The 20,702-nt window shown below is 45.8% G+C and carries 21 protein-coding genes; 10 read left to right on the forward strand and 11 right to left on the reverse strand.

All coding sequences use genetic code 11. The features are described 5' to 3' along the window. Positions 1-10: 10 nt before the first annotated feature. From VIB_RS09145 to VIB_RS09165, 5 genes are all read right to left on the reverse strand, one after another. The gene (locus VIB_RS09145; RefSeq protein ID WP_004395664.1) at positions 11-1,249 is read right to left on the reverse strand and encodes a dicarboxylate/amino acid:cation symporter; all 1,239 of its coding nucleotides are present in this window, start codon (positions 1,247-1,249) and stop codon (positions 11-13) included. A 252-nt stretch (positions 1,250-1,501) separates the two neighbouring features. Then, on the reverse strand, positions 1,502-2,218 hold the full coding sequence (locus tag VIB_RS09150; protein WP_004395665.1) for a DsbA family protein: 717 nt from the start codon (positions 2,216-2,218) through the stop codon (positions 1,502-1,504). A 135-nt stretch (positions 2,219-2,353) separates the two neighbouring features. Beyond that, complete coding sequence (locus VIB_RS09155) at positions 2,354-2,872, reverse strand: protein disulfide oxidoreductase (RefSeq protein WP_040904513.1); 519 nt, start codon at positions 2,870-2,872, stop codon at positions 2,354-2,356. Then, the gene (locus VIB_RS09160; protein ID WP_004395666.1) at positions 2,869-4,980 is read right to left on the reverse strand and encodes a protein-disulfide reductase DsbD family protein; all 2,112 of its coding nucleotides are present in this window, start codon (positions 4,978-4,980) and stop codon (positions 2,869-2,871) included. Before VIB_RS09160 ends, VIB_RS09155 begins: the two co-directional genes overlap by 4 nt. A 61-nt stretch (positions 4,981-5,041) precedes the next feature. Beyond that, positions 5,042-5,401 (reverse strand): hypothetical protein, encoded by a 360-nt coding sequence (locus tag VIB_RS09165; RefSeq protein ID WP_040904516.1) that lies wholly within the window; start codon positions 5,399-5,401, stop codon positions 5,042-5,044. Between the two features lie 262 nt (positions 5,402-5,663). On the opposite strand from VIB_RS09165, the gene rsxA reads away from it, so the two are divergent. From rsxA to gloA, 8 genes are read left to right on the forward strand one after another with little or no spacing between them, the layout of a single operon-like run. Further along, the gene (rsxA, locus tag VIB_RS09170) at positions 5,664-6,242 is read left to right on the forward strand and encodes an electron transport complex subunit RsxA (protein WP_004395667.1); all 579 of its coding nucleotides are present in this window, start codon (positions 5,664-5,666) and stop codon (positions 6,240-6,242) included. Next, the gene (gene rsxB / locus VIB_RS09175; RefSeq protein ID WP_004395668.1) at positions 6,243-6,830 is read left to right on the forward strand and encodes an electron transport complex subunit RsxB; all 588 of its coding nucleotides are present in this window, start codon (positions 6,243-6,245) and stop codon (positions 6,828-6,830) included. A gap of 8 nt (positions 6,831-6,838) precedes the next feature. Further along, positions 6,839-9,043, forward strand: a complete 2,205-nt coding sequence (rsxC, locus tag VIB_RS09180) for an electron transport complex subunit RsxC (protein WP_004395669.1) — start codon at positions 6,839-6,841, stop codon at positions 9,041-9,043. After that, positions 9,043-10,089, forward strand: a complete 1,047-nt coding sequence (gene rsxD / locus VIB_RS09185; protein ID WP_004395670.1) for an electron transport complex subunit RsxD — start codon at positions 9,043-9,045, stop codon at positions 10,087-10,089. Before rsxC ends, rsxD begins: the two co-directional genes overlap by 1 nt. Positions 10,090-10,097: 8 nt before the next feature. Further along, positions 10,098-10,727 (forward strand): electron transport complex subunit RsxG, encoded by a 630-nt coding sequence (gene rsxG / locus VIB_RS09190; protein ID WP_004395671.1) that lies wholly within the window; start codon positions 10,098-10,100, stop codon positions 10,725-10,727. Next, positions 10,728-11,420, forward strand: coding sequence for an electron transport complex subunit E (locus VIB_RS09195; RefSeq protein WP_004395672.1), 693 nt, complete (start codon positions 10,728-10,730; stop codon positions 11,418-11,420). Between the two features lie 23 nt (positions 11,421-11,443). Beyond that, on the forward strand, positions 11,444-12,085 hold the full coding sequence (gene nth / locus VIB_RS09200; RefSeq protein ID WP_004395673.1) for an endonuclease III: 642 nt from the start codon (positions 11,444-11,446) through the stop codon (positions 12,083-12,085). Between the two features lie 8 nt (positions 12,086-12,093). Next, entirely contained in the window at positions 12,094-12,510 is a 417-nt protein-coding gene (gene gloA / locus VIB_RS09205) for a lactoylglutathione lyase (RefSeq protein WP_004395674.1), read from the forward strand. Positions 12,511-12,615: 105 nt separating this feature from the next. Here gloA and motY read toward each other — a convergent pair whose 3' ends face one another. Further along, a complete protein-coding gene (motY, locus tag VIB_RS09210) occupies positions 12,616-13,500 on the reverse strand; it encodes a flagellar protein MotY (RefSeq protein WP_040904520.1) in 885 nt (294 codons plus the stop codon). Between the two features lie 205 nt (positions 13,501-13,705). Here motY and rnt point away from each other — a divergent pair, with 205 nt between their 5' ends. Next, positions 13,706-14,362, forward strand: coding sequence for a ribonuclease T (gene rnt / locus VIB_RS09215; RefSeq protein ID WP_004395676.1), 657 nt, complete (start codon positions 13,706-13,708; stop codon positions 14,360-14,362). Positions 14,363-14,373: 11 nt separating this feature from the next. Next, positions 14,374-15,702, forward strand: coding sequence for a Na+/H+ antiporter family protein (locus VIB_RS09220; protein WP_040904523.1), 1,329 nt, complete (start codon positions 14,374-14,376; stop codon positions 15,700-15,702). 90 nt (positions 15,703-15,792) lie between these two features. Here the strand turns inward: VIB_RS09220 and purF are convergent, their stop codons facing one another. The 5 genes from purF to accD form a co-directional block, all read right to left on the reverse strand. Then, positions 15,793-17,307, reverse strand: a complete 1,515-nt coding sequence (gene purF / locus VIB_RS09225) for an amidophosphoribosyltransferase (protein WP_004395678.1) — start codon at positions 17,305-17,307, stop codon at positions 15,793-15,795. A gap of 34 nt (positions 17,308-17,341) precedes the next feature. Further along, positions 17,342-17,833 (reverse strand): CvpA family protein, encoded by a 492-nt coding sequence (locus tag VIB_RS09230; protein ID WP_004395679.1) that lies wholly within the window; start codon positions 17,831-17,833, stop codon positions 17,342-17,344. A gap of 62 nt (positions 17,834-17,895) precedes the next feature. After that, the gene (locus VIB_RS09235; RefSeq protein WP_004395680.1) at positions 17,896-18,441 is read right to left on the reverse strand and encodes an SPOR domain-containing protein; all 546 of its coding nucleotides are present in this window, start codon (positions 18,439-18,441) and stop codon (positions 17,896-17,898) included. Then, positions 18,442-19,707, reverse strand: coding sequence for a bifunctional tetrahydrofolate synthase/dihydrofolate synthase (folC, locus tag VIB_RS09240; RefSeq protein ID WP_004395681.1), 1,266 nt, complete (start codon positions 19,705-19,707; stop codon positions 18,442-18,444). 44 nt (positions 19,708-19,751) lie between these two features. After that, on the reverse strand, positions 19,752-20,678 hold the full coding sequence (gene accD / locus VIB_RS09245; RefSeq protein ID WP_040904527.1) for an acetyl-CoA carboxylase, carboxyltransferase subunit beta: 927 nt from the start codon (positions 20,676-20,678) through the stop codon (positions 19,752-19,754). Positions 20,679-20,702: the final 24 nt, after the last annotated feature.

Genomic DNA, 20,702 nt, shown 5'->3' on the forward strand with positions numbered 1-20,702 from the left:
AACCTAGCTGTTAAGCCACATTTTCTTCAAGCGGGGTTTCATTACCCTCTTCACTTTTCGCCACGACACCAGCAGCAATCGCATTACCCAATACATTGGTCGCTGAACGTCCCATATCTAGGAAGTGATCAATGCCGAGCAGTAACAATATGCCCGCATCAGGGATGTGAAATTGATGAAGCGTGGCGGCAATCACCACCAATGACGCGCGGGGCACGCCTGCCATGCCTTTAGACGTGACCATTAAAATAAGTAACATGGTCACCTGTTGTGCCATGGTTAACTCAATCCCATAAGCTTGGGCGATAAACATGACGGCAAAGGTGCAGTACATCATCGAACCATCAAGATTAAATGAGTAGCCCATCGGTAATACAAAACTAGAAATTCGCTTAGGAGTACCAAAAGCACTTAAACTTTCTAGCGTTTTTGGATAGGCAGATTCTGAACTTGCCGTTGAAAATGCCAATAGTATTGGCTCACGTATCATGCGAAACAGAGTAAACACGCGTCGCCCAAGCACCAAGGCTCCCATCAACAATAATGCGCCCCACAATATACTAAGTGAGAGATAAAATTGCCCCATGAACGTACCATAGGTACTCAAAATCCCCATTCCCTCTTTAGCCACCATGGCACTGATTGCCGCAAAGACAGCAAATGGAGCAAAGTTCATCACATAAGCGGTTACCTTCAGCATGATCTCTGACACACTTTTTAGCATATCAATCACTGGATAGGCCGGAGCACCAATGGCCGCGGCAGCTAAGCCAAAGAATAGAGAAAACACCACAATTTGCAGAATTTGATTACTGGCCATGGCTTCAATCACACTTCTTGGTACGGCATGAATGACAAAGTCACGGAAGCTCAGTGCTTGTGCATCAACACCACTGGCTAGGGAACTGGAAGGAATATCTAAATGTAAACCAACACCTGGAGATAGAATGGTCACCATCACCAAGCCAAGAATTAATGACATCATTGACGCCATCATAAACCACATTAAGGTTTTAATTCCTATACGCCCAACCGTTGTCGTATCTCCCATTTTAGCAATGCCGACGGTTAACGTGGTAAACACTAAAGGGGCAATAATCATGTTGATCAGCCGTAAAAACACATCCGTGATTAGGGTTATGTTATTGGCAAACTCTTCTGGCTGAACAGGGGTATACCATCGAATACCTTGTCCGGTAGCAATACCCAGCAACATAGCAATAATAATAGCTCTCGTTAACCTATTCATCTCAATGATCACTCCATGTATACAGCTTCAATTAGCTGCGTGTCGTAGCAGATGTTATTCCTGCGGAAAGCGAGGTGAACAGCAGATTAGCAGAGAGGTATTGAGCTAAAGTCAATTTTTGTTCTGTCAACGTGAGCGCAACGTTAAGGAAATGTCATTTTTACTTACAAATTCTTGCATAATAACAACAAAAAATAGATCAGTACCTATTGCATTTCCTCAACAAATAGAAATCACTTGCTAAGTAAAAGATTATTTCGCGAGTTTTTCACGAATTAATGGCGCTAACTTATCTAGCGGTAGATAACCGGGGATGATTTGCTGACCAATTAACAGCGCTGGCGTACCGTTTAGCCCTAATTCACTAAATAGCTGATAGTTTTTCGCCAATTGTTGTTGGGTTTTTTCCTGTGCATTCAGCGCTTGGCTGGTATCGGTTTTTTGAGCGACTTGCAGTAACGACTGTGGATTATGCGCGCCCGGTTTTTTGACCAACAATTCATCCGCTTGAGTAAATTTTTGTTGATCCGTCTGCCATAGGTTTAATGCATAGCTGGCCGAATTAACTGGACTATCGAGTTCTTTCAGCGGCACCAGCACACTCACCACTTTGATCGTCGGGTAACGTTTGACCAACTCATGCAATACCGGATCGAGTTTTTTACACCACGGGCAGCTGTAATCGGTGAAAAAAACCAGCGTTAATTCAGGGTCTTGAGCACCAAAACTCGGGTGATCAGGGTTGTTGTATAAATAGGCTTGATTATCCTTTAATACCTGCTCAAAACGATTGGCTTGTTGCTCGTACATACGTAACGTGCTGTGCAGATTGTCAATCACTTGCGGATTACGTTGTAAAATTTGTTCAATATCCGCCAACTGTTTGGTTTGCTCTACCGTCAATGCAGCAGCACTACTCAGTGAAAAGGTGGCTAATAAGCCGGTCAACACCATTTTGTAGATTTTCATGTTTTATCCTTTATTTAATAATGACTATACCCAAACAACTTGGAGTTGCAGGTAGGCGGCAAGTGAGTAAGTCCCCATGAGCATAGATAGGCTATGCGATTGGGGTGAACGAACGTGGCCAACACCCCTGCAGCTTCAAGTAGGAAGGGGATAACTTGCTAGCCACAAACGAGCCAATAATCCCCATGGAGTGGTCAAACCGCTGGTAATAAATTCAATTTTCCCTTGATGCACAATCATGATTGTTGGCGTGTAACGTATATGCCAATCCTGTCCTATTTGACTGCGAGGATCGTTAAGCTGAGGAAATTCAATGTCATGATAAGCCAAATAACGTCGTATCTGCTCATCGCTACCAGAAGAGAGCGCAATACCTAACGTTGGGTAGTATTGACTGAGCCAATTGACTGTTGGGGTGACAAAGCGACATATATTGCACCAACTGGCCCAAAAATAGATCACCATGGGTTTCTCTGCACTCATGGCTTGAATATCGATTGACTGACCTTGGAGATCCACCGCCTGTAAACTGAATTGATTACGCTCTGGCATCTGTTGGCTACGCCATTGATCGATAGCCACAGAAACGACGATCAGTAGCAAGCCAATCATCAACCACTCACGTCCTAGGCGTAATAAACGCTTTTTCTTCATCGAGCCTCTCCTTTTGCCTCACGCAGCGCATCCATCACCGCACGATCGCTTAATAACACGGGCAGAGCAATGCCTTGTGGAGCTTGAGGGCCATACACTACATTAAACGGCACGCCAAATCGGCCATGGCTTTGTAAAAATGCAGTGACAGATTCACTGGGCAGCGTCCAATCGCCGCGTATCAAAACCACCTCTTCTTGCTGTAGAGCTTTATGCACCGGATTTTGTAATAACACGTTCATTTTATTGACCTTACAAGTAATGCACCAGTCAGCTGTAACATCAACAAACACCACTTTACCTTGCTCTACATGCTCAGCAATTTGCTCTCCTACCAGTGGCTGCCAGGGTAAATCGTCACTAAGCTGAGTGAGTCCATGAGTGGTACTGAGTTTGGCCAGCCATAGACCCGCGCCAAAAGACAATACGGTAATTAGAACGAAGAGAACGATACGCTGAGCGCCGTAGTGTTTCCATCCTTGCCAAACACACAGTGCTAGAGTAGATAACAGATAAAGCAGTATTGACCACATCGGCCAATGGGGAGCGAGTAGGGTTAATAACCACAATGAGGTGGCCAATAACATCAACCCAAAGAGGATTTTTATACGGTTCATCCACGCGCCCGGTTTCGGTAGCCGAAGAGCAAGCTGAGGAAACAGTGCCACCAGTAACCAAGGTAGCGCCATACCTATACCCAAGCCGGTAAAAATAAACCATAGGGTGAGCGTGTCTGCGCCCAATGCGAAAGCGACCGCCGTGCCTAAAAAAGGCGCCGAACAAGGCGTTGCTAATAAAGTTGCGAACATACCTTGTAAATAATGACCCAAATAACGCTGATCGGAGCCGCGCGTTGCCATCCATGTCGAAGCACTCACTGGCAAACGTAACTCGAATAAGCCGAGCATATTGGCGCCAAACAAGGTGGTGATCAGCAGCATTAGAACAATAAAGCTGGCACTTTGAAATTGAATACCCCAGCCGATTGCCTGACCACTCCATTTCAGTGCCAATAATCCTATGGCTATCAACCAAAAAGCACTGAGTATTCCTGCGGCCGAAGTGAGAAACTGCAAGCGGACACTACGACGCTGCGGTTTATCCAAGGTCAACACTGACGTTAACTTCATGCCTAATACCGGTAACACACACGGCATCACATTTAAAATCAACCCACCCAGTAAGGCACTAGCAAACATCAGTACCAGTCCCCAACCTGAGGTGGTGGATTGAATCAAACCAGATTCAATCGCCACGGTTTGTTCAACTAAGAGCGACTGATCAGCAAAAGTAACTTGCACAGATTCACCACTTAAATCCACTTTACCGAGCCAACTAGAAACGGCAAATGTCGCCGTCAAGTTTTGCCCATCAACCTGAATACGAGGTTGAGTAAAGCTACTTTCTACGACTTTATCACTTTGACCATCAAGTAAGAGATCCGGCTGCTGCCAACCTTGTGGGTTATAAGCGGTGATTTGTAAACGCTGCTGAGCCTCATCCCAGACAGCACCTAATGTCAATAATTGCTGCGTTTTTTGCGGTACTCGGATCATCGCCTGTGCATATTGCGCCACTTCATCGCTACTAGGTATCAACTGATCAGGAACAAAGCTCAGCTCAACAGGATAGTCAGTGATCACACAAACGGTCGAACAGGATGAGAGCCGTAAGCGCGCCTTAAACCGGACTGGCTGTTGCCAGTCTTGTATTTTAAGCGTGATCGGAAAGAGCGTATCACCTTGATAACCGATCGTTTCAATACCAAGCAGCGAAAAGCGGCTAGGAAACGGCCAATGCCACTGAAAGTCACTCACATTTTCAGATGCAGACCAGTCAATTTCTGGGGCAACACCGCCTTCTCCGGGAGAACGCCAATAGGTTTTCCATCCTCTATCTAATTTTACTTCCAGATAACCAGCAGCCTCTCCGCTTTGCGGATCGCTTTGGCCAGTTAACACCAAACGTACCGCAACAGGTGGATGATAAGCATCGGTCAACCAATCGGTAGCAACGACTCCAGCCTGCGCCAAGAACGAGCTAAATAAGCTTAATAACAAACAGACACGCACTAAACGTGTTAAGAAGATTCTAAATACCGGGAACATGGTTTTTCCTTATTAATAAACACCAACAGGTTTGTAGCTTTAATGCCAATACATGCTGGTTTTATTCATGGAAAACACACAGTTGAAGATGGGGTCGCCGCTTGGGAACTCTCGGTTCGCGAAAAATGGTAAAAGGTAAGCGACTCATCAGCCGTTGACTGACAATGATCGCAACCGTTAACCACAATAATGGACTAAATAGCTCCACTAATTGTTGTAAATGATGACTCAGCAGTTTTTCTGTTAAATGGCAGGGCTCACTCAAGGTATCCTTGTCCGCCGACACCAGATCAGCGAACACTGAGGACACCTCAGGGCAAAAACTTAACACGCCGCTATTTTTCGCCAGACAGAGCACCATCACCCAACTGATCAACAGTAAGGCTAATAATCGGTAACGAGGGCGACGTAAATAATCCAATCAACTATCCTGAGTAACGAAAATCGACAAACTAAAACCTATGGCGAATATGACCGAACTCAATCGATAAAGTTCAGCATAACCTTATCTTAATGGTGCAAATTCCTCTTCGCATCAGGTTGCCAATCAAAGGATTTACTCTCTAACCGCAATTATTGCGTATACTTTTTAGTCAACATACTAAAACCTTTGTTTTACTCGGTTGTTATTGACTGCGCAAAGCAGGATAATGCCCAGCTCGGAATTTAAGACAACGATCACTATGACCGACTATTTTTTGCTGTTAATCGGCACTGTTCTGGTTAACAACTTTGTACTGGTAAAATTCTTAGGCTTATGCCCTTTTATGGGCGTGTCGAAAAAGCTTGAAACCGCGATTGGTATGGGGTTAGCGACGACGTTCGTCCTTACCCTCGCCTCTGTATGTGCCTATCTTGTCGAAAGTTACATTCTCGCGCCACTTGGTATTGAGTATTTGCGCACCATGAGTTTCATTCTGGTGATTGCGGTGGTGGTGCAGTTTACGGAGATGGTCGTTCATAAAACCAGCCCCACTTTATACCGTTTATTGGGTATTTTCTTACCCTTGATCACCACCAACTGCGCAGTGCTTGGCGTAGCACTACTCAATATCAATGAAAATCATAATTTTATCCAATCGATTATTTATGGTTTTGGTGCGGCAGTTGGCTTTTCTCTGGTGCTAATTCTTTTTGCGGCGATGCGTGAGCGCATTCAGGTCGCCGATGTTCCCGCTCCGTTTAAAGGTGCTTCCATTGCCATGATCACCGCAGGTTTAATGTCTTTGGCCTTTATGGGCTTTACCGGTTTGGTGAAATAAATGAGTACGTTACTGATCGCCATTCTTGCGCTGGCGGCACTGGCTGCCGTGTTTGGGGCTATTTTGGGGTTTGCTTCTGTTCGCTTCAAAGTCGAAGGCGATCCGATTGTTGATCAAATCGATGCGATTTTACCGCAAACGCAATGTGGTCAGTGTGGCTATCCGGGCTGTCGACCTTATGCTGAAGCGATCGCCAATGGTGATACGATTAATAAATGCCCACCGGGTGGCCAAGCGACGATTGAAAAGTTAGCGGATTTAATGGGTGTTGAAGTCCAAGAATCGGCTCATGATCTCGATAATAAAGTGAAAACTGTCGCTTTTATTCACGAAGATATGTGCATTGGTTGTACCAAATGCATTCAAGCTTGCCCTGTCGATGCTATCGTCGGAGGCACCAAAGCCTTACATACCGTAATAAAAGACGAGTGTACTGGTTGTGATTTGTGTGTTGCCCCTTGCCCAACTGACTGTATCGAGATGATCCCATTAGAGACCACTCCCGAAACGTGGAAATGGCAAATGAATGCTATCCCAGTCGTGAATATCGTTGAACCTGCGTCTAATTCGCAAAAAAGTGCGCATTAAGGATAGGTATGTTGTCATTAATTGAACAAATCCAAGCTGGTCGTCTTTGGGATTTCCCCGGTGGCATTCATCCACCTGAAAATAAACAGCAATCAACACAAACCGCTATCGCTCATGCTCCCATTGCTCATGAACTTGTTCTGCCAATAAAGCAGCACATAGGTAAAGCGGGCGATCTACTGGTTGAGGTCGGGCAGCGGGTGCTCAAAGGTCAAGCGCTCACCAAATATACAACGACATTTATGCTGCCAGTGCATGCGCCGACGTCTGGAGAAATCATCGCAATAGAACCACGCACAACCGCTCATCCTTCTGGATTGCCAGAAATGTGCATTGTGCTACGCCCTGATGGTCAAGAATCGTGGATAGAGCGCCAATCAATCACCGATTTTACTCAGTATTCAGCCGAACAACTGATTGAAATCATCCGCAACGCCGGCATTTCAGGAATGGGCGGTGCGGGATTCCCAACCGCAAAAAAAATTCAAACTGGGCTATCACGTACTGAAATATTGATCATTAACGCGGCTGAATGTGAGCCTTACATTACAGCCGATGATGCACTGATGCGCTTCCATGCCGACGAGATCATCCAAGGGATCAGTATTGTCGAGCATATATTGCGCCCTAAGCTGACGATTATCGGCATTGAAGATAACAAACCAGAAGCCATCCAAGCATTAGAGCAAGCGGCAAAAGAAAAAGATTTGCTGATCCGAGTGATCCCGACTAAATATCCTTCTGGTGGTGAAAAACAGTTGATCAAAATTTTGACCAACCTTGAGGTGCCTAATAATGGCATTCCGGCGGATATTGGTTTGATGATGCAAAATATCGGCTCAATACATGCGATTAAACGTGCAGTCATCGATGGCGAACCCCTGATTCAACGTGTGGTTACCTTAACCGGTAATACCTTTAAACAACCAACCAATGTATGGACGCTGCTCGGCACGCCAGTTGCGCATCTGCTAGAGAAGTTTGCTTACCAAGCCGACAAAAAATTACCGCGTTTGATCATGGGCGGGCCGATGATGGGCTTTACCCTACCTCATGCTCAGGTGCCAATTACCAAAACCAGCAACTGCATCTTAGCGCCGACCAGCAAAGAAATTAGTGCACCGCAAGCAGAAATGGCCTGTATTCGCTGTGGTTTATGTGCCGACGCCTGCCCCGCGTCGCTACTCCCGCAGCAGTTACAATGGCACGCCAAAGCTGAAGAATATGATAAATGCGAAGAGCTGAATCTAAAAGATTGCATTGAGTGTGGCGCTTGCGCTTATGTTTGCCCAAGTGAAATTCCTTTGGTGCAATATTATCGTCAAGCGAAAGCGGAAATTCGCACCCGCAAACGTGAAGCCGAAGCGGCTGAGCGTGCGAAGCAGCGCTTTGAAGAGAAAAAAGCCCGCATGGAGCGTGATAAAGCCGAACGAGAACAGCGCTTTAAACAAGCTGCCGAAGATCGCCGCAAAGAGATGCAAAATAGTGGCAGTGATGATGCGATCGCCGCCGCTATTGCGAGAGTCAAAGCGCAAAAGCAGCAAGAGGATAGTAATGAGAAAGCAGTGAAACCAGCGGTTGCTGCTGCCATTGCCCGCGCGAAAGCCAAACAAGCTGAAGCGAGACAATCCGTAGAGTCGCCAGTCGAAGAAATCTCTTCAGCTACGAGTACAGTGCCTGAGCCTACAGCTGCTGCGCCTAACAATGATAAAAAAGACGCCGTTGCCGCAGCCATTGCTCGTGCTAAAGCGCGTAAAGCCGCCCAGCAAGAGGCTTCTACTGATGACTCGTCTCCAGCAACCAGCCCGGCGCCTAAACCGATAGCCTCTGCGCCCAATGATGACAAAAAAGACGCCGTTGCCGCAGCCATTGCTCGCGCTAAAGCGCGTAAAGCCGCCCTGCAAGAGGCTTCTACTGATGACTCGTCTCCAGCAACCAGCCCAGCGCCTAAATCGATAGCCTCTGCGCCCAATGATGACAAAAAAGACGCCGTCGCCGCGGCCATTGCTCGTGCTAAAGCGCGTAAAGCCGCCCAGCAAGAGGCTTCTACTGATGACTCGTCTCCAGCAACCAGCCCAGCGCCTAAACCGATAGCCTCTGCGCCCAATGATGACAAAAAAGACGCCGTTGCCGCAGCCATTGCTCGTGCTAAAGCACGCAAAGCCGCCCTGCAAACCAATCACCAAGCCAATAACGCTGAGGAGAAAAAATAGTGGCCTTTTTTATTGCTAGTTCGCCACACGCGCATAGCAAGCGCTGCACCGCTGAGTTGATGAAATGGGTCGCGATTTGTGCCCTGCCCGGATTGGTTGCACAAAGCTATTTTTTTGGTTGGGGAACATTAATCCAATTGATACTGGCGATAACCGTTGCCTTAGGTTTAGAAGCCATAGTGATGTTACTGCGCAAACGCTCACCACGTTTAGCTTTACGAGATTATAGTGCCCTTGTCACCGCTTGGTTGCTTGCTATTGCTATTCCCCCACTCTCACCTTGGTGGATAGTGATCATCGGTTTAGTTTTTGCCATTGTGGTCGGTAAACATTTGTATGGCGGACTCGGTCAAAATCCATTTAACCCAGCGATGGTGGCTTATGTTGTCCTGTTAATCTCATTTCCAGTACAAATGACCAGTTGGTTGGCACCACATCAATTAGCCCCAGAATCCGTGTCGTTTGTTGATTCTTTATCATTGATTTTTACTGGCTTTAATCAAGATGGGTTATCGCTACAGCAGATCCGCACAGGGATTGATGGCATGACCATGGCGACCCCATTGGATGCTTTAAAAACGGCGTTGCATGCTGGCAATACACTATCACAAGCGCTTTCCTTACCCCCATTCAGTGGTTTAGCGGGGATTGGTTGGGATTGGGTGAATCTCGCTTATCTAGCAGGCGGCTTATTACTGATTAAGCTACGGGTGATTAATTGGCATATACCGGTCGCTTTTCTCTCTGGGGTGATTGTCTCTAGTTTACTGTTGATGCTGCTGGCTCCGGGCACGACCGCTTCGCCGATTATTCATTTACTTTCTGGGGCGACGATGCTTGGGGCATTTTTTATTGCTACCGATCCCGTTACCGCTTCTACTACCAATAAAGGCCGGATTATCTATGGCCTGTTTATTGGGAGTTTAGTGGTGATGATTCGTAGTTGGGGAGGCTTTCCTGACGGTGTCGCCTTTGCGGTATTACTCGCCAACATGTGTGTACCCTTAATCGACTATTACACCAAACCTCGTACTTACGGGCATTAAGGAGCATTATGTTTACTGCCATCCGTAAAAATGGGTTAATTTTGGCTATCTTTGCTTGCGCTTCCACTGGTGTCGTCGCGTTAACCCAATATTTGACCGCCAGCCAAATCAAAGCTCAAGAAACCGCACAATTATTATCAGTGTTAAATCAGGTGATCCCACCTGAATGGCATGATAATCAACTGTCAGCCGCATGCACACTAGTAAGCGATCCCTTACTCGGTAGCTCAAAAGCCATGCCTGTTTATCTGGCCACTCTGAATGGAGAGCACACCGCATTGGCTATTGAGGCGATTGCACCTGATGGCTATAGCGGAGCGATCAAAATCATTGTTGGTATTGATCAACAAGGAAATATACTCGGCACACGTGTTTTATCTCATCAAGAAACCCCCGGCCTTGGCGATAAAATTGATTTACGGATCAGCGATTGGATACTCAGTTTTACTGGCCGTCAAGTCAATGATGACAATCAAAGACAGTGGCAAGTACGCAAAGATGGTGGGCAATTTGATCAATTTACCGGAGCGACTATCACACCGAGAGCGGTCGTAAAAGCAGTTAAACAAACGGTCGAGTACGTGAATTTACATCGCGAACAGATCGTTAATCAACCCTTGAACTGTGGAGGACAATAGATGAGTGACCATAAAACACTGATCAAAAACGGCTTATGGGATAACAACCCAGCTTTAGTACAGTTGCTAGGTCTGTGTCCGCTATTAGCCGTCTCGTCCACCGTCACTAACGCGCTTGGTTTAGGTCTAGCAACCTTATTGGTATTGGTCGGTTCGAATGTGACCGTCTCCTTAGTGCGCGATTATGTTCCCAAAGAAGTACGGATCCCGATTTTTGTGATGATCATTGCCGCTTTAGTGACTTGCGTGCAGTTACTAATGAAAGCCTATGCTTACGGACTTTACCTCTCTTTAGGAATATTTATTCCCTTGATTGTCACCAATTGCATCATTATTGGTCGCGCCGAAGCATTCGCCTCAAAAAATCAAGTGCTTCCTGCCGCTCAAGATGGCTTCTGGATGGGATTAGGTATGACTGCCGTTCTGGTCGTCTTAGGCGCTCTACGAGAAATTCTGGGTAATGGCACTTTATTCGACGGTGCTGATCTGCTGCTTGGTGATTGGGCATCAATACTGCGTATCGATCTTCTGCATTTAGACAATAGTTTCCTACTCGCACTACTACCACCAGGCGCTTTCATTGGTGTCGGTTTTCTGATTGCCGCCAAAAACGTGATTGATAAGCAGATTGCTCAGCGTCAACCTAAGCCTGAAAAGCAGGCCATCGAGCGCGCACGCGTCACCAATGTATAACTCGATTGACTGGGTATTTGATTATGAATAACGCAAAGCGGTTAGCGATCCTTGAGCGGTTAAGAGCTAACAACCCTAATCCACAAACTGAACTCAACTGGAATACGCCATTTGAGCTGCTGATTGCCGTTTTACTATCGGCTCAAGCTACCGATGTGAGCGTCAATAAAGCCACTGATAAACTTTACGCCGTTGCCAATACTCCGCAAGCCATATGGGATTTAGGTGTCGATGGCGTGAAGCAATACATAAAAACCATTGGACTATTCAATTCTAAAGCCGAAAATGTGATTAAGACCTGCCGAATACTGCTTGATCAGTACGGCGGAGAAATTCCAGAAGATCGAGCCGCTTTAGAGTCACTGCCCGGCGTGGGCCGAAAAACGGCCAACGTGGTTCTTAATACCGCCTTCGGTTGGCCAACGATTGCCGTTGACACGCATATTTTCCGCGTCTCAAATCGAACTAAGTTTGCTATCGGTAAGAATGTCGATGAAGTCGAGCAAAAACTGCTTAAAGTCGTCCCCAAAGCATTCAAAGTCGATGTTCACCATTGGTTAATCCTTCATGGTCGTTATACTTGTATCGCACGCAAACCCCGTTGCGGGAGTTGCATTATTGAAGACTTGTGTGAATACAAAGAGAAAGTCTACCCAGAAAGTTAGGAGTCATTATGTCAAATAGTCGTATTCTTCATACCATGCTACGTGTTGGAGATTTAGACCGTTCAATCGAATTTTATACCCAAGTCATGGGCATGAAACTACTGCGTAAAAATGAAAACACCGAGTACAAATATACCCTTGCCTTTTTAGGTTATGGCGATGAATCTGAAGGTGCCGTCATCGAGCTCACCTATAACTGGGGAGTCGCTGACTACGAGATGGGCAATGCTTATGGACACATTGCGATTGGTGTCGATGATATCTATACCACTTGTGACACCATCAAAGCAGCGGGTGGTAATGTGACTCGTGAACCAGGCCCTGTTAAAGGTGGCAGTACACATATCGCGTTTATTAAAGATCCGGATGGTTATATGGTTGAACTGATTCAAAACAAACAAGCCAGTACTGGGCTTGAAGGCTAATCAGCTTAACGTTTAATGCCGATATACAAAACCGCTCTAGTGAGCGGTTTTGTTGTCTCTGAGGGGATGAGATACGACAGCCAGTGCGTTTTTATCAGTGTTCCATCAAACCTGAGTTCGCCCTAACGAAATCACCACTCGACGGTTTTTATCCCGTCCAATCGGCGATGCATTATCAGCGATAGGACGACGTTGCCCATAACCTTGGACTTGAATACGATCCTCTGGCAGTCCTAAAGTACGGAAATAACGCTGTAACGATTCTGCTCGACGCTCTGATAAACTTTGACTTTCATTGCGACCTTCACTGGTATCGGTATAAGTCGCGACCAACACCAAATCAATATCTTGATTATATCGAATGTAATCAGCAATTTGTGCTAAACGCTTCTGCGATGCTTTATTAAGCTCGACGCTATTTCCTCGATCATAATGCAAAATAGTGAACGCAATATCTTCAAAGCTGTATGGTAAGAGATTAGCAACACAATCACTAAACACGTTGTACTGAGGCTGAAACAGTACCGATGAGAGCATCACTTCAATGCGCTGGTCACGGCTTTGCCAATCTTGATAACTAAAGGTCGGATAACGGCCTTGTTCTAATTCACTCAAGAGCGCCCAAGCCGTTTGGCCACCAATATAACCATCAAATTGTTTAAAAAACTGGATATTAGAGATGCGATCAGCACGCTCGCCCGGACGCCACCTCGGCGGCATAGAGACTAAGCTTACATTGCGCGTCTCGCCCATCGGTCTACGCATTTTTAGTTCAAAATCAAGATTAATCTGTTTGCTGGCATGAGAAGTGAAAACAGCATCACCATAATTAGGAATGGGATGCACTAACTGGCACTCTAATGGTGTATTGACCACCATTTGCCAAGTAGACTGCTGTGGCGAGGCAACGTATTGCTTACCAGAAGCGAATGCATTCACAGTGCCAAGACAACCTGCTACATAAAGACCTGTCATTAGCCATTTATTCATAATCTGTCTCTTACCACAATAATAAGCACTAAGGCGATAACTTGCCGCAACGAAGGCAAATAACGCAATCTGCGTGAAGGGTCCGTAAAACATGCAAAAAACTCGCCACAACAACAAGCTTTTGATGATTTTATTGCTGGGATTTGGTTTTTCTCAAGCAGATAATCTGTAATAATGTTGTTCTTGTCACTTAATTTAGGCTCACATGACTGTTATTAATGAAGCATTTGCGTTAAATAAACGCTTTAGAGGCTATTTCCCAGTAGTTATTGATGTTGAAACCGCTGGATTTAATCCACAAACGGATGCCTTACTTGAGATCTGCGCCATTACCTTATGCATGGATGAACAAGGAGATTTGCATCCTGCTTCAACCCTTCATTTTCATATTGAGCCATTTGAAGGGGCAAATATTGAAAAAGCCGCTTTAGAATTTAATGGGATTCATGATCCCTTCAGTGCATTGCGAGGCGCTGTCACCGAAGAATATGCCCTAAAAGAAATTTATAAACAGGTGCGTAAAGAACAAAAGGCGGCAGACTGTAGCCGAGCGATCATCGTTGCCCATAACGCATCATTTGATCACGGTTTTGTAATGGCAGCGAATGAACGTTGTAAATTAAAACGAGTCCCTTTTCACCCCTTCGCGACTTTCGATACAGCCGCACTCAGTGGGTTAGCTTATGGACAAACGGTGTTAGCTAAGGCTTGCAAAGCCGCAGGGATGGAATTTGATAATCGTGAAGCACACTCAGCACTTTACGATACTCAACAAACCGCAGCACTATTTTGCGGAATTATTAATAAATGGAAAGCACTGGGTGGCTGGCCGTTAGCTGCCCAAACAAACACAACTGATTAATTGAGATATTTATGAACCCTGTTGTTATATCTGTCTGCGTCATGCTGATTTTAGCGTTGATGCGCATAAATGTGGTCGTCGCCCTCACGTTCAGCGCGATGGTCGGTGGCCTTGTTGCCGGCATGAGTTTAAATGAGTCTGTCGCTGCGTTTGAAAGTGGTTTAGGTGGCGGCGCGACGATTGCTCTGAGCTATGCTATGTTAGGCACTTTCGCGGTGGCTATTTCTCGCTCTGGTATCACTGACGTCCTTGCCCAAAGCGTGATTAAACGTCTCCATGGTAAACAAAATCATGCAGCGACAACGGGATTAAAGTATGCCGTGCTCGTGGCTTTACTGCTGATGGCAATGTCGTCGCAAAACGTGATCCCGGTGCATATCGCTTTTATTCCAATCCTGATCCCGCCTTTATTGGCGGTATTTGCTCGTCTCAAGATCGACCGCCGAATGATAGCCTGTGTGCTGACTTTTGGTTTAATCACCCCTTATATGATCCTGCCGGTCGGTTTTGGGGGGATTTTCCTCAATAATATCTTACTCAAAAACCTGCATGATAATGGCCTACAAAACGTTACCGCCAGTCAAGTACCCATGGCAATGTTACTACCTGGCTTTGGTATGCTAGTCGGTTTATTGATTGCGGTCTTTTTTACTTACCGTAAACCACGTGAGTACCAAGCAACCGAACTGACCACCATTCAGCACCAAGAAAGCAGTCATATCAATCGTAAACACTTACTTACTGCAACACTGGGTATTGTGGCGGCATTAGCGGTACAACTCGCTACTGGGTCAATGATCATCGGTGCTTTAGCTGGCTTTATGATTTTTACCTTTGGCGGGGTGATTGCTTGGAAAGAAACCCATGATGTGTTTACCAAAGGAGTGCACATGATGGCGATGATTGGTTTTATCATGATCTCTGCTGCAGGCTTTGCTGCCGTGATGAAAGCCACTGGTGGTGTAGAGTCACTGGTTACCGCGCTGTCAACCAGTATTGGCGATAATAAACCACTCGCAGCTCTATTGATGTTGGTCGTCGGTCTCCTTGTCACCATGGGGATAGGATCGTCTTTCTCTACTATTCCGATTATTGCTACGATTTATGTACCACTCTGCTTGGCTTTTGGTTTTTCCCCCATGGCAACCATCGCTTTAGTCGGCACGGCCGCGGCATTAGGTGATGCAGGCTCTCCAGCCTCCGATGCAACCTTAGGTCCAACCTCTGGTCTTAATGCCGATGGACAACACGAGCATATTTGGGAAACGGTCGTACCGACCTTTATTCACTATAACCTGCCCCTCATTGCCTTCGGTTGGTTAGCGGCGATGGTGCTCTAGAGCAATATCAGGTTTGACCATAAAAAAGAGCGCTCAATTTAGGCGCTCTTTTTGTATTGGTGGTGTCACATCCCTCAATGAGGGTGTTGTTTAAGCACCTTCGTTGTGCAGCTCTAAGTTCGCTAAATCTTGCTGAATTTCCGCTAACGTTTTTGCATCATCTCCGCGCATCGATTCCAGAAAATCAAGGTACTGCTGATCAATATCGCCCGTCACATATTCACCGTTAAATACTGACGTTTCAAATTTAGCAATATCAGGATTACCGAGACGTACCGCTTCAATCAAATCGGGTAACGTTTGGAAAATTAAACCGTCAGCACCAATTTGTTTACAGATAGCTTCGTTATCGCGACCATGGGCAATCAGCTCATTGGCACTTGGCATATCAATGCCGTAAACATTAGGGAAACGAATTTCTGGTGCCGCTGACACTAAATAGACTTTTTTAGCACCAGAGTCACGGGCCATTTCAATGATTTGTTCAGAAGTCGTACCACGAACGATCGAGTCATCGACCAGTAATACATTTTTATCTTTAAACTCGGAGCGAATCGCGTTTAACTTACGACGTACCGATTTCTTACGCTGCTGCTGGCCAGGCATAATAAAAGTTCGACCGACATAACGGTTTTTCACAAATCCTTGTCGATAAGGAATATCAATCGCTTGAGCAATTTGTAGTGCAATATCACAAGACGTTTCAGGGATAGGGATCACTACATCTATTTCCAAATCACTAAAACTTTCTTTGATTCGCTCGCCTAATTTTTTACCCATTTCGACTCGTGCGCTGTAGACGGAGATTTTGTCGATAAAAGAGTCTGGACGGGCAAAGTAAACGTATTCAAAAATACATGGATTAAGTACTGGGTTTTGAGCACACTGCTGAGTAAAAAGCTGACCATCAAAAGTCGCGTAAATCGCTTCACCAGGAGCGATATCACGCATAAAGCTAAAGCCAACGGCATCTAAGGCAACGGATTCAGAAGCAACCATATATTCTGTACGATCAGCCACTTGACGCTTACCTAAACAAAGCGGGCGAATCCCATTCGGATCACGAAAAGCCACCATGCCATGACCAATGATCATTGCCGCGACAGCATAAGCGCCACGTATCGTACGATGTACATTGGCGACAGCACGAAAGACTTCTTCCGGCGTCACTTCACTTTCAACAGAGTCTATTTCATGAGCAAGGACATTCAGTAACACTTCTGAATCTGAGGTTGTGTTGATATGGCGGCGATCTTTTTCAAACAGCTTTTGGCGTACCTCTGTCGCATTGGTCAAATTACCGTTATGGGCCAGCGTGATACCAAAAGGCGAATTGACATAAAAAGGCTGTGCTTCCGATGCACTCGAACTGCCTGCTGTTGGGTAACGCACATGGCCGATCCCAACCGTTCCTTGCAAGCGTTGCATATGTTTAGCTTCAAAGACATCTTTAACTAAACCGTTTGCCTTTCTCAAACGAAAACGATTGCTTTCTATGGTACAAATACCCGCGGCATCTTGGCCACGATGCTGTAATACCGTTAACGCGTCATAAATTGACTGGTTCACCAGCGTTGTACCCACGATTCCAACAATACCACACATGTCTTAACCCTCGACTTTCAACAATAACTGGCGCCTAGTGAGCGCCAGAAAGAAAACTGGATGTTGCTTGTAAGTGTTCAAAGAAAGGAGCAATCAGGCGACTGAATTCTGGCACCAGTTGCGACCCTTTCCACCACTCTGCGTTTGGTGATGCGGTGAACGCATCCATAAAAAATAAAGCTGCTGCGACAATCAAAACACCTCGTAATGCACCAAAAACCACACCGAGGATCCTATCGGTTCCTGATAACCCTGTCTTATCAACTAATTGTGAAATGACGTAGTTAACAATCGCTCCCACAATCAAGGTGGCTATAAATAGCACCGCAATTGCCGAGCCATTACGAAACATCTCATCTTTAATGTTACTAAAGTACACGGCTAACTTTGCGTAGTATTCTGAAGCGATATAAAACGCGGCAAACCAAATAACCAGTGACAACGCTTCTTTCGCAAAGCCACGAACTAAGCTGATCAACGCTGACAGGCCGATCACACTTAAAATGACAATATCTAACCAATTCATGAGTTCTTACATTCTAAGTTGGCGCGCATTTTAACAGAAAAATGCGCAACGCAAACGTTTTCTTAAGGATTTAATGGCTTAAATTTGAGTAACTGACCTTTAGCGCCAGTTATTTTCTCTAATTCCACTAACTGATTTTCTAACTTACTTTTTGAAACATCAGGCCCAATAATGATACGAGTAAAATCGTTCTCTTGTTTTGTGTGTGCCTGATAACCACGTCGTTGTAAGTCAGCGACCACATTTTTAGCATTTTCTGCATTTCTCAGTGCCATTAATTGAATGATCCAAGCGCTATCTTGATAATCATTTTTTTCAATCACAGGACGTGTGGTCGTCGTTACGGTTTGATGAGTTGCCTCTTTCGATATTGCTGTAGACGACTCAGTGACAGTGACTGGAGAGTCGGGCAAAGCCACCTGATCTTCTATGGGATCAAGAATCTCAAACCGTTCAATATCACTATCGAGTTCAGGCCTTAGCGGAATGCTAGCGACGTCTTCTTGATAGTGCATTTTCTTGCCATCCAAGAGATCGGGTAATACGATCACACCAATCGCAACCAAAATGATCGTGCCGACTAAGCGACTTTGAAATTTACTGGCCATTTACTCTCCTTTACCTTGCCAATGCTCAAGGACTTCACCCACGGTATGGAAGGATCCAGCAACCACGATGACATCATTGCTTTGTGCCTTTGTCAGCGCGGCTTCAAAAGCATCCACTGGACACAAATATTCACTTTGCGTTGGGGGCAGATAACGGACTAACTCCTGTGAACTCGCTGCGCGAGGACCAGAAAGAGAGGCGGGATACCAAGCTTTCACGACTGGAGTCAGTGCTTCGATAGTGGATTTAATGTCTTTGTCATGCAACATTCCGAGTACCATATGCACTTTTTGCTGTGGATAACGCTGTTCTAATTGCGAGACAAGATAGTGAGCCGAATGTGGGTTGTGTGCCACATCCAACAAAATCGTCGGTTGAGTCTGTAATACTTGCATACGTCCGGCCAAATTGGCTTTACGTAATCCTTCGCTCACATCAATATCACTAATATCAAGGCCAGAGCAGCCTAATGCCATCAAGGCTGTGGCGGCATTGGCAAGAGGCAATGTCGGAATCGGTAAATCACTGAGTTCAAATGATCCACTGCGCCAACGCCATGATGAACTCGATAACGTCTCATAGTGATATTGAATACCCACCTGATAGAATGTCGCACTAATATCATCAGCATGAGCCGCCACCGTTGCAGGTGGAGAAGGTTGCCCGCAAATCGCTGGTTTCCCTGAACGGAAAATACCCGCTTTTTCAAAACCAATCACGTTGATGTCATCACCGAGCCAATCCACATGATCAATCGCTAAGCTCGTGATCACCGAGACATCATGCTCGACCACATTGGTTGCATCTAATCGTCCACCTAATCCAACCTCAAGCAAAATCACCTCGACCTGCTCAGTTTGAAAAAGACGCAGCGCGGCTAGAGTGCCAAACTCAAATAGGCTCAATGTAGTATTACCACGCTGAGTTTCTATGTAAGCAAAGGCCTCGGTATGTTTTGAATCCGGAAGTTCGTGACCGTTAATCCGTACACGCTCGTTGTAACGAATAAGATGAGGGGAACTGTACACGCCAACCGAGTAGCCAGCTTGGAGAAGAATACTTTCCATTAAGGCGCATGTTGAGCCTTTACCATTCGTGCCCGCTACCGTAATGACAGTAGCAGATGGTCTGGTGAGTTGCGCTTTCTCGGCAACCGTTTGAACACGTTCTAAGCCGAGATCAATGGCCGAGGTATGGATATGAGATAAATAATCAAGCCACACCGTAAGTGGCGATGTGGCTTGAGGAATAGAGTATTGAGTCATCTAACGTAGAACCATAGTTATGCTTGGCTTTGTTAGTGGTTACTTTACCCTTTTTTATCCGCTTCTGGTACAGAATATGTTTCTTCGTTTGGCGCTGCGTTCACAGAAACCACCAGAGGAGAAGCATGATTGGTCATTTTGGCTAACAATCCCGCCACACGTTGACGCATTTCACGACGATCGACGATCATATCTATTGCGCCATGTTCAAGCAAAAACTCACTGCGCTGAAAACCTTCAGGTAAATCTTCACGCACAGTTTGCTCGATCACGCGGCGCCCAGCAAAACCAATCAAGGCTTTCGGTTCACCAATATTAATATCACCTAACATCGCCAAACTCGCAGATACACCACCCATCGTTGGGTCAGTCATCACCGAAATATAAGGTAAGCCTTTTTCTGTTAAACGCTGCAGCGCCGCACTGGTCTTGGCCATTTGCATTAATGACATTAAGGCCTCTTGCATACGCGCTCCACCACTGGCGGAAAAGCAGACTAACCCGCAATTATTTTCAATCGCCGCATCCACTGCACGCACGAAACGTGCACCAACAACGGAACCCATTGATCCGCCCATAAAGGAGAATTCAAACGCACAAGCAACAACCGGAACACCGATCACCTGCCCTTTCATCACGATGAGTGCATCTTTCTCGCCACTGCTTTTTTGCGCAGCCGCTAAACGTTCTTTGTAACGCTTAGTATCTTTAAACTTAAGCTTATCTTGTGGCTCAAGCTCTTGAGCGATTTCCTCGCGGTTATCTTCGTCTAAAAAGGTCTCTAGACGACGACGCCCTTTCATGCGCATATGATGGTTACATTTAGGGCAAACCTCTAAATTGCGTTCCAACTCAGCGTAGTACAGCACTTCTTCACAAGAGGTACATTTAGTCCATACCCCTTCAGGAATAGACGCTCTACGTGAACTGACAATGTTGCTTTTTTCTAAAATCTTTTCAAGCCAACTCATGCAAGACCTTTTTACTTTCTCATC

The organism is Vibrio metschnikovii CIP 69.14, assembly GCF_000176155.1.
GTDB lineage: Bacteria > Pseudomonadota > Gammaproteobacteria > Enterobacterales > Vibrionaceae > Vibrio > Vibrio metschnikovii.

Coding starts and splice junctions, on each gene's coding strand:
- VIB_RS09145 (WP_004395664.1), bottom strand. CDS start 1,249: ATGAATAGGTTAACGAGAGCTATTATTATTGCTATGTTGCTGGGTATT.
- VIB_RS09150 (WP_004395665.1), bottom strand. CDS start 2,218: ATGAAAATCTACAAAATGGTGTTGACCGGCTTATTAGCCACCTTTTCA.
- VIB_RS09155 (WP_040904513.1), bottom strand. CDS start 2,872: ATGAAGAAAAAGCGTTTATTACGCCTAGGACGTGAGTGGTTGATGATT.
- VIB_RS09160 (WP_004395666.1), bottom strand. CDS start 4,980: ATGTTCCCGGTATTTAGAATCTTCTTAACACGTTTAGTGCGTGTCTGT.
- rsxA (WP_004395667.1), top strand. CDS start 5,664: ATGACCGACTATTTTTTGCTGTTAATCGGCACTGTTCTGGTTAACAAC.
- rsxB (WP_004395668.1), top strand. CDS start 6,243: ATGAGTACGTTACTGATCGCCATTCTTGCGCTGGCGGCACTGGCTGCC.
- rsxC (WP_004395669.1), top strand. CDS start 6,839: ATGTTGTCATTAATTGAACAAATCCAAGCTGGTCGTCTTTGGGATTTC.
- rsxG (WP_004395671.1), top strand. CDS start 10,098: ATGTTTACTGCCATCCGTAAAAATGGGTTAATTTTGGCTATCTTTGCT.
- VIB_RS09195 (WP_004395672.1), top strand. CDS start 10,728: ATGAGTGACCATAAAACACTGATCAAAAACGGCTTATGGGATAACAAC.
- nth (WP_004395673.1), top strand. CDS start 11,444: ATGAATAACGCAAAGCGGTTAGCGATCCTTGAGCGGTTAAGAGCTAAC.
- gloA (WP_004395674.1), top strand. CDS start 12,094: ATGTCAAATAGTCGTATTCTTCATACCATGCTACGTGTTGGAGATTTA.
- motY (WP_040904520.1), bottom strand. CDS start 13,500: ATGAATAAATGGCTAATGACAGGTCTTTATGTAGCAGGTTGTCTTGGC.
- rnt (WP_004395676.1), top strand. CDS start 13,706: ATGACTGTTATTAATGAAGCATTTGCGTTAAATAAACGCTTTAGAGGC.
- VIB_RS09220 (WP_040904523.1), top strand. CDS start 14,374: ATGAACCCTGTTGTTATATCTGTCTGCGTCATGCTGATTTTAGCGTTG.
- purF (WP_004395678.1), bottom strand. CDS start 17,307: ATGTGTGGTATTGTTGGAATCGTGGGTACAACGCTGGTGAACCAGTCA.
- VIB_RS09230 (WP_004395679.1), bottom strand. CDS start 17,833: ATGAATTGGTTAGATATTGTCATTTTAAGTGTGATCGGCCTGTCAGCG.
- VIB_RS09235 (WP_004395680.1), bottom strand. CDS start 18,441: ATGGCCAGTAAATTTCAAAGTCGCTTAGTCGGCACGATCATTTTGGTT.
- folC (WP_004395681.1), bottom strand. CDS start 19,707: ATGACTCAATACTCTATTCCTCAAGCCACATCGCCACTTACGGTGTGG.
- accD (WP_040904527.1), bottom strand. CDS start 20,678: ATGAGTTGGCTTGAAAAGATTTTAGAAAAAAGCAACATTGTCAGTTCA.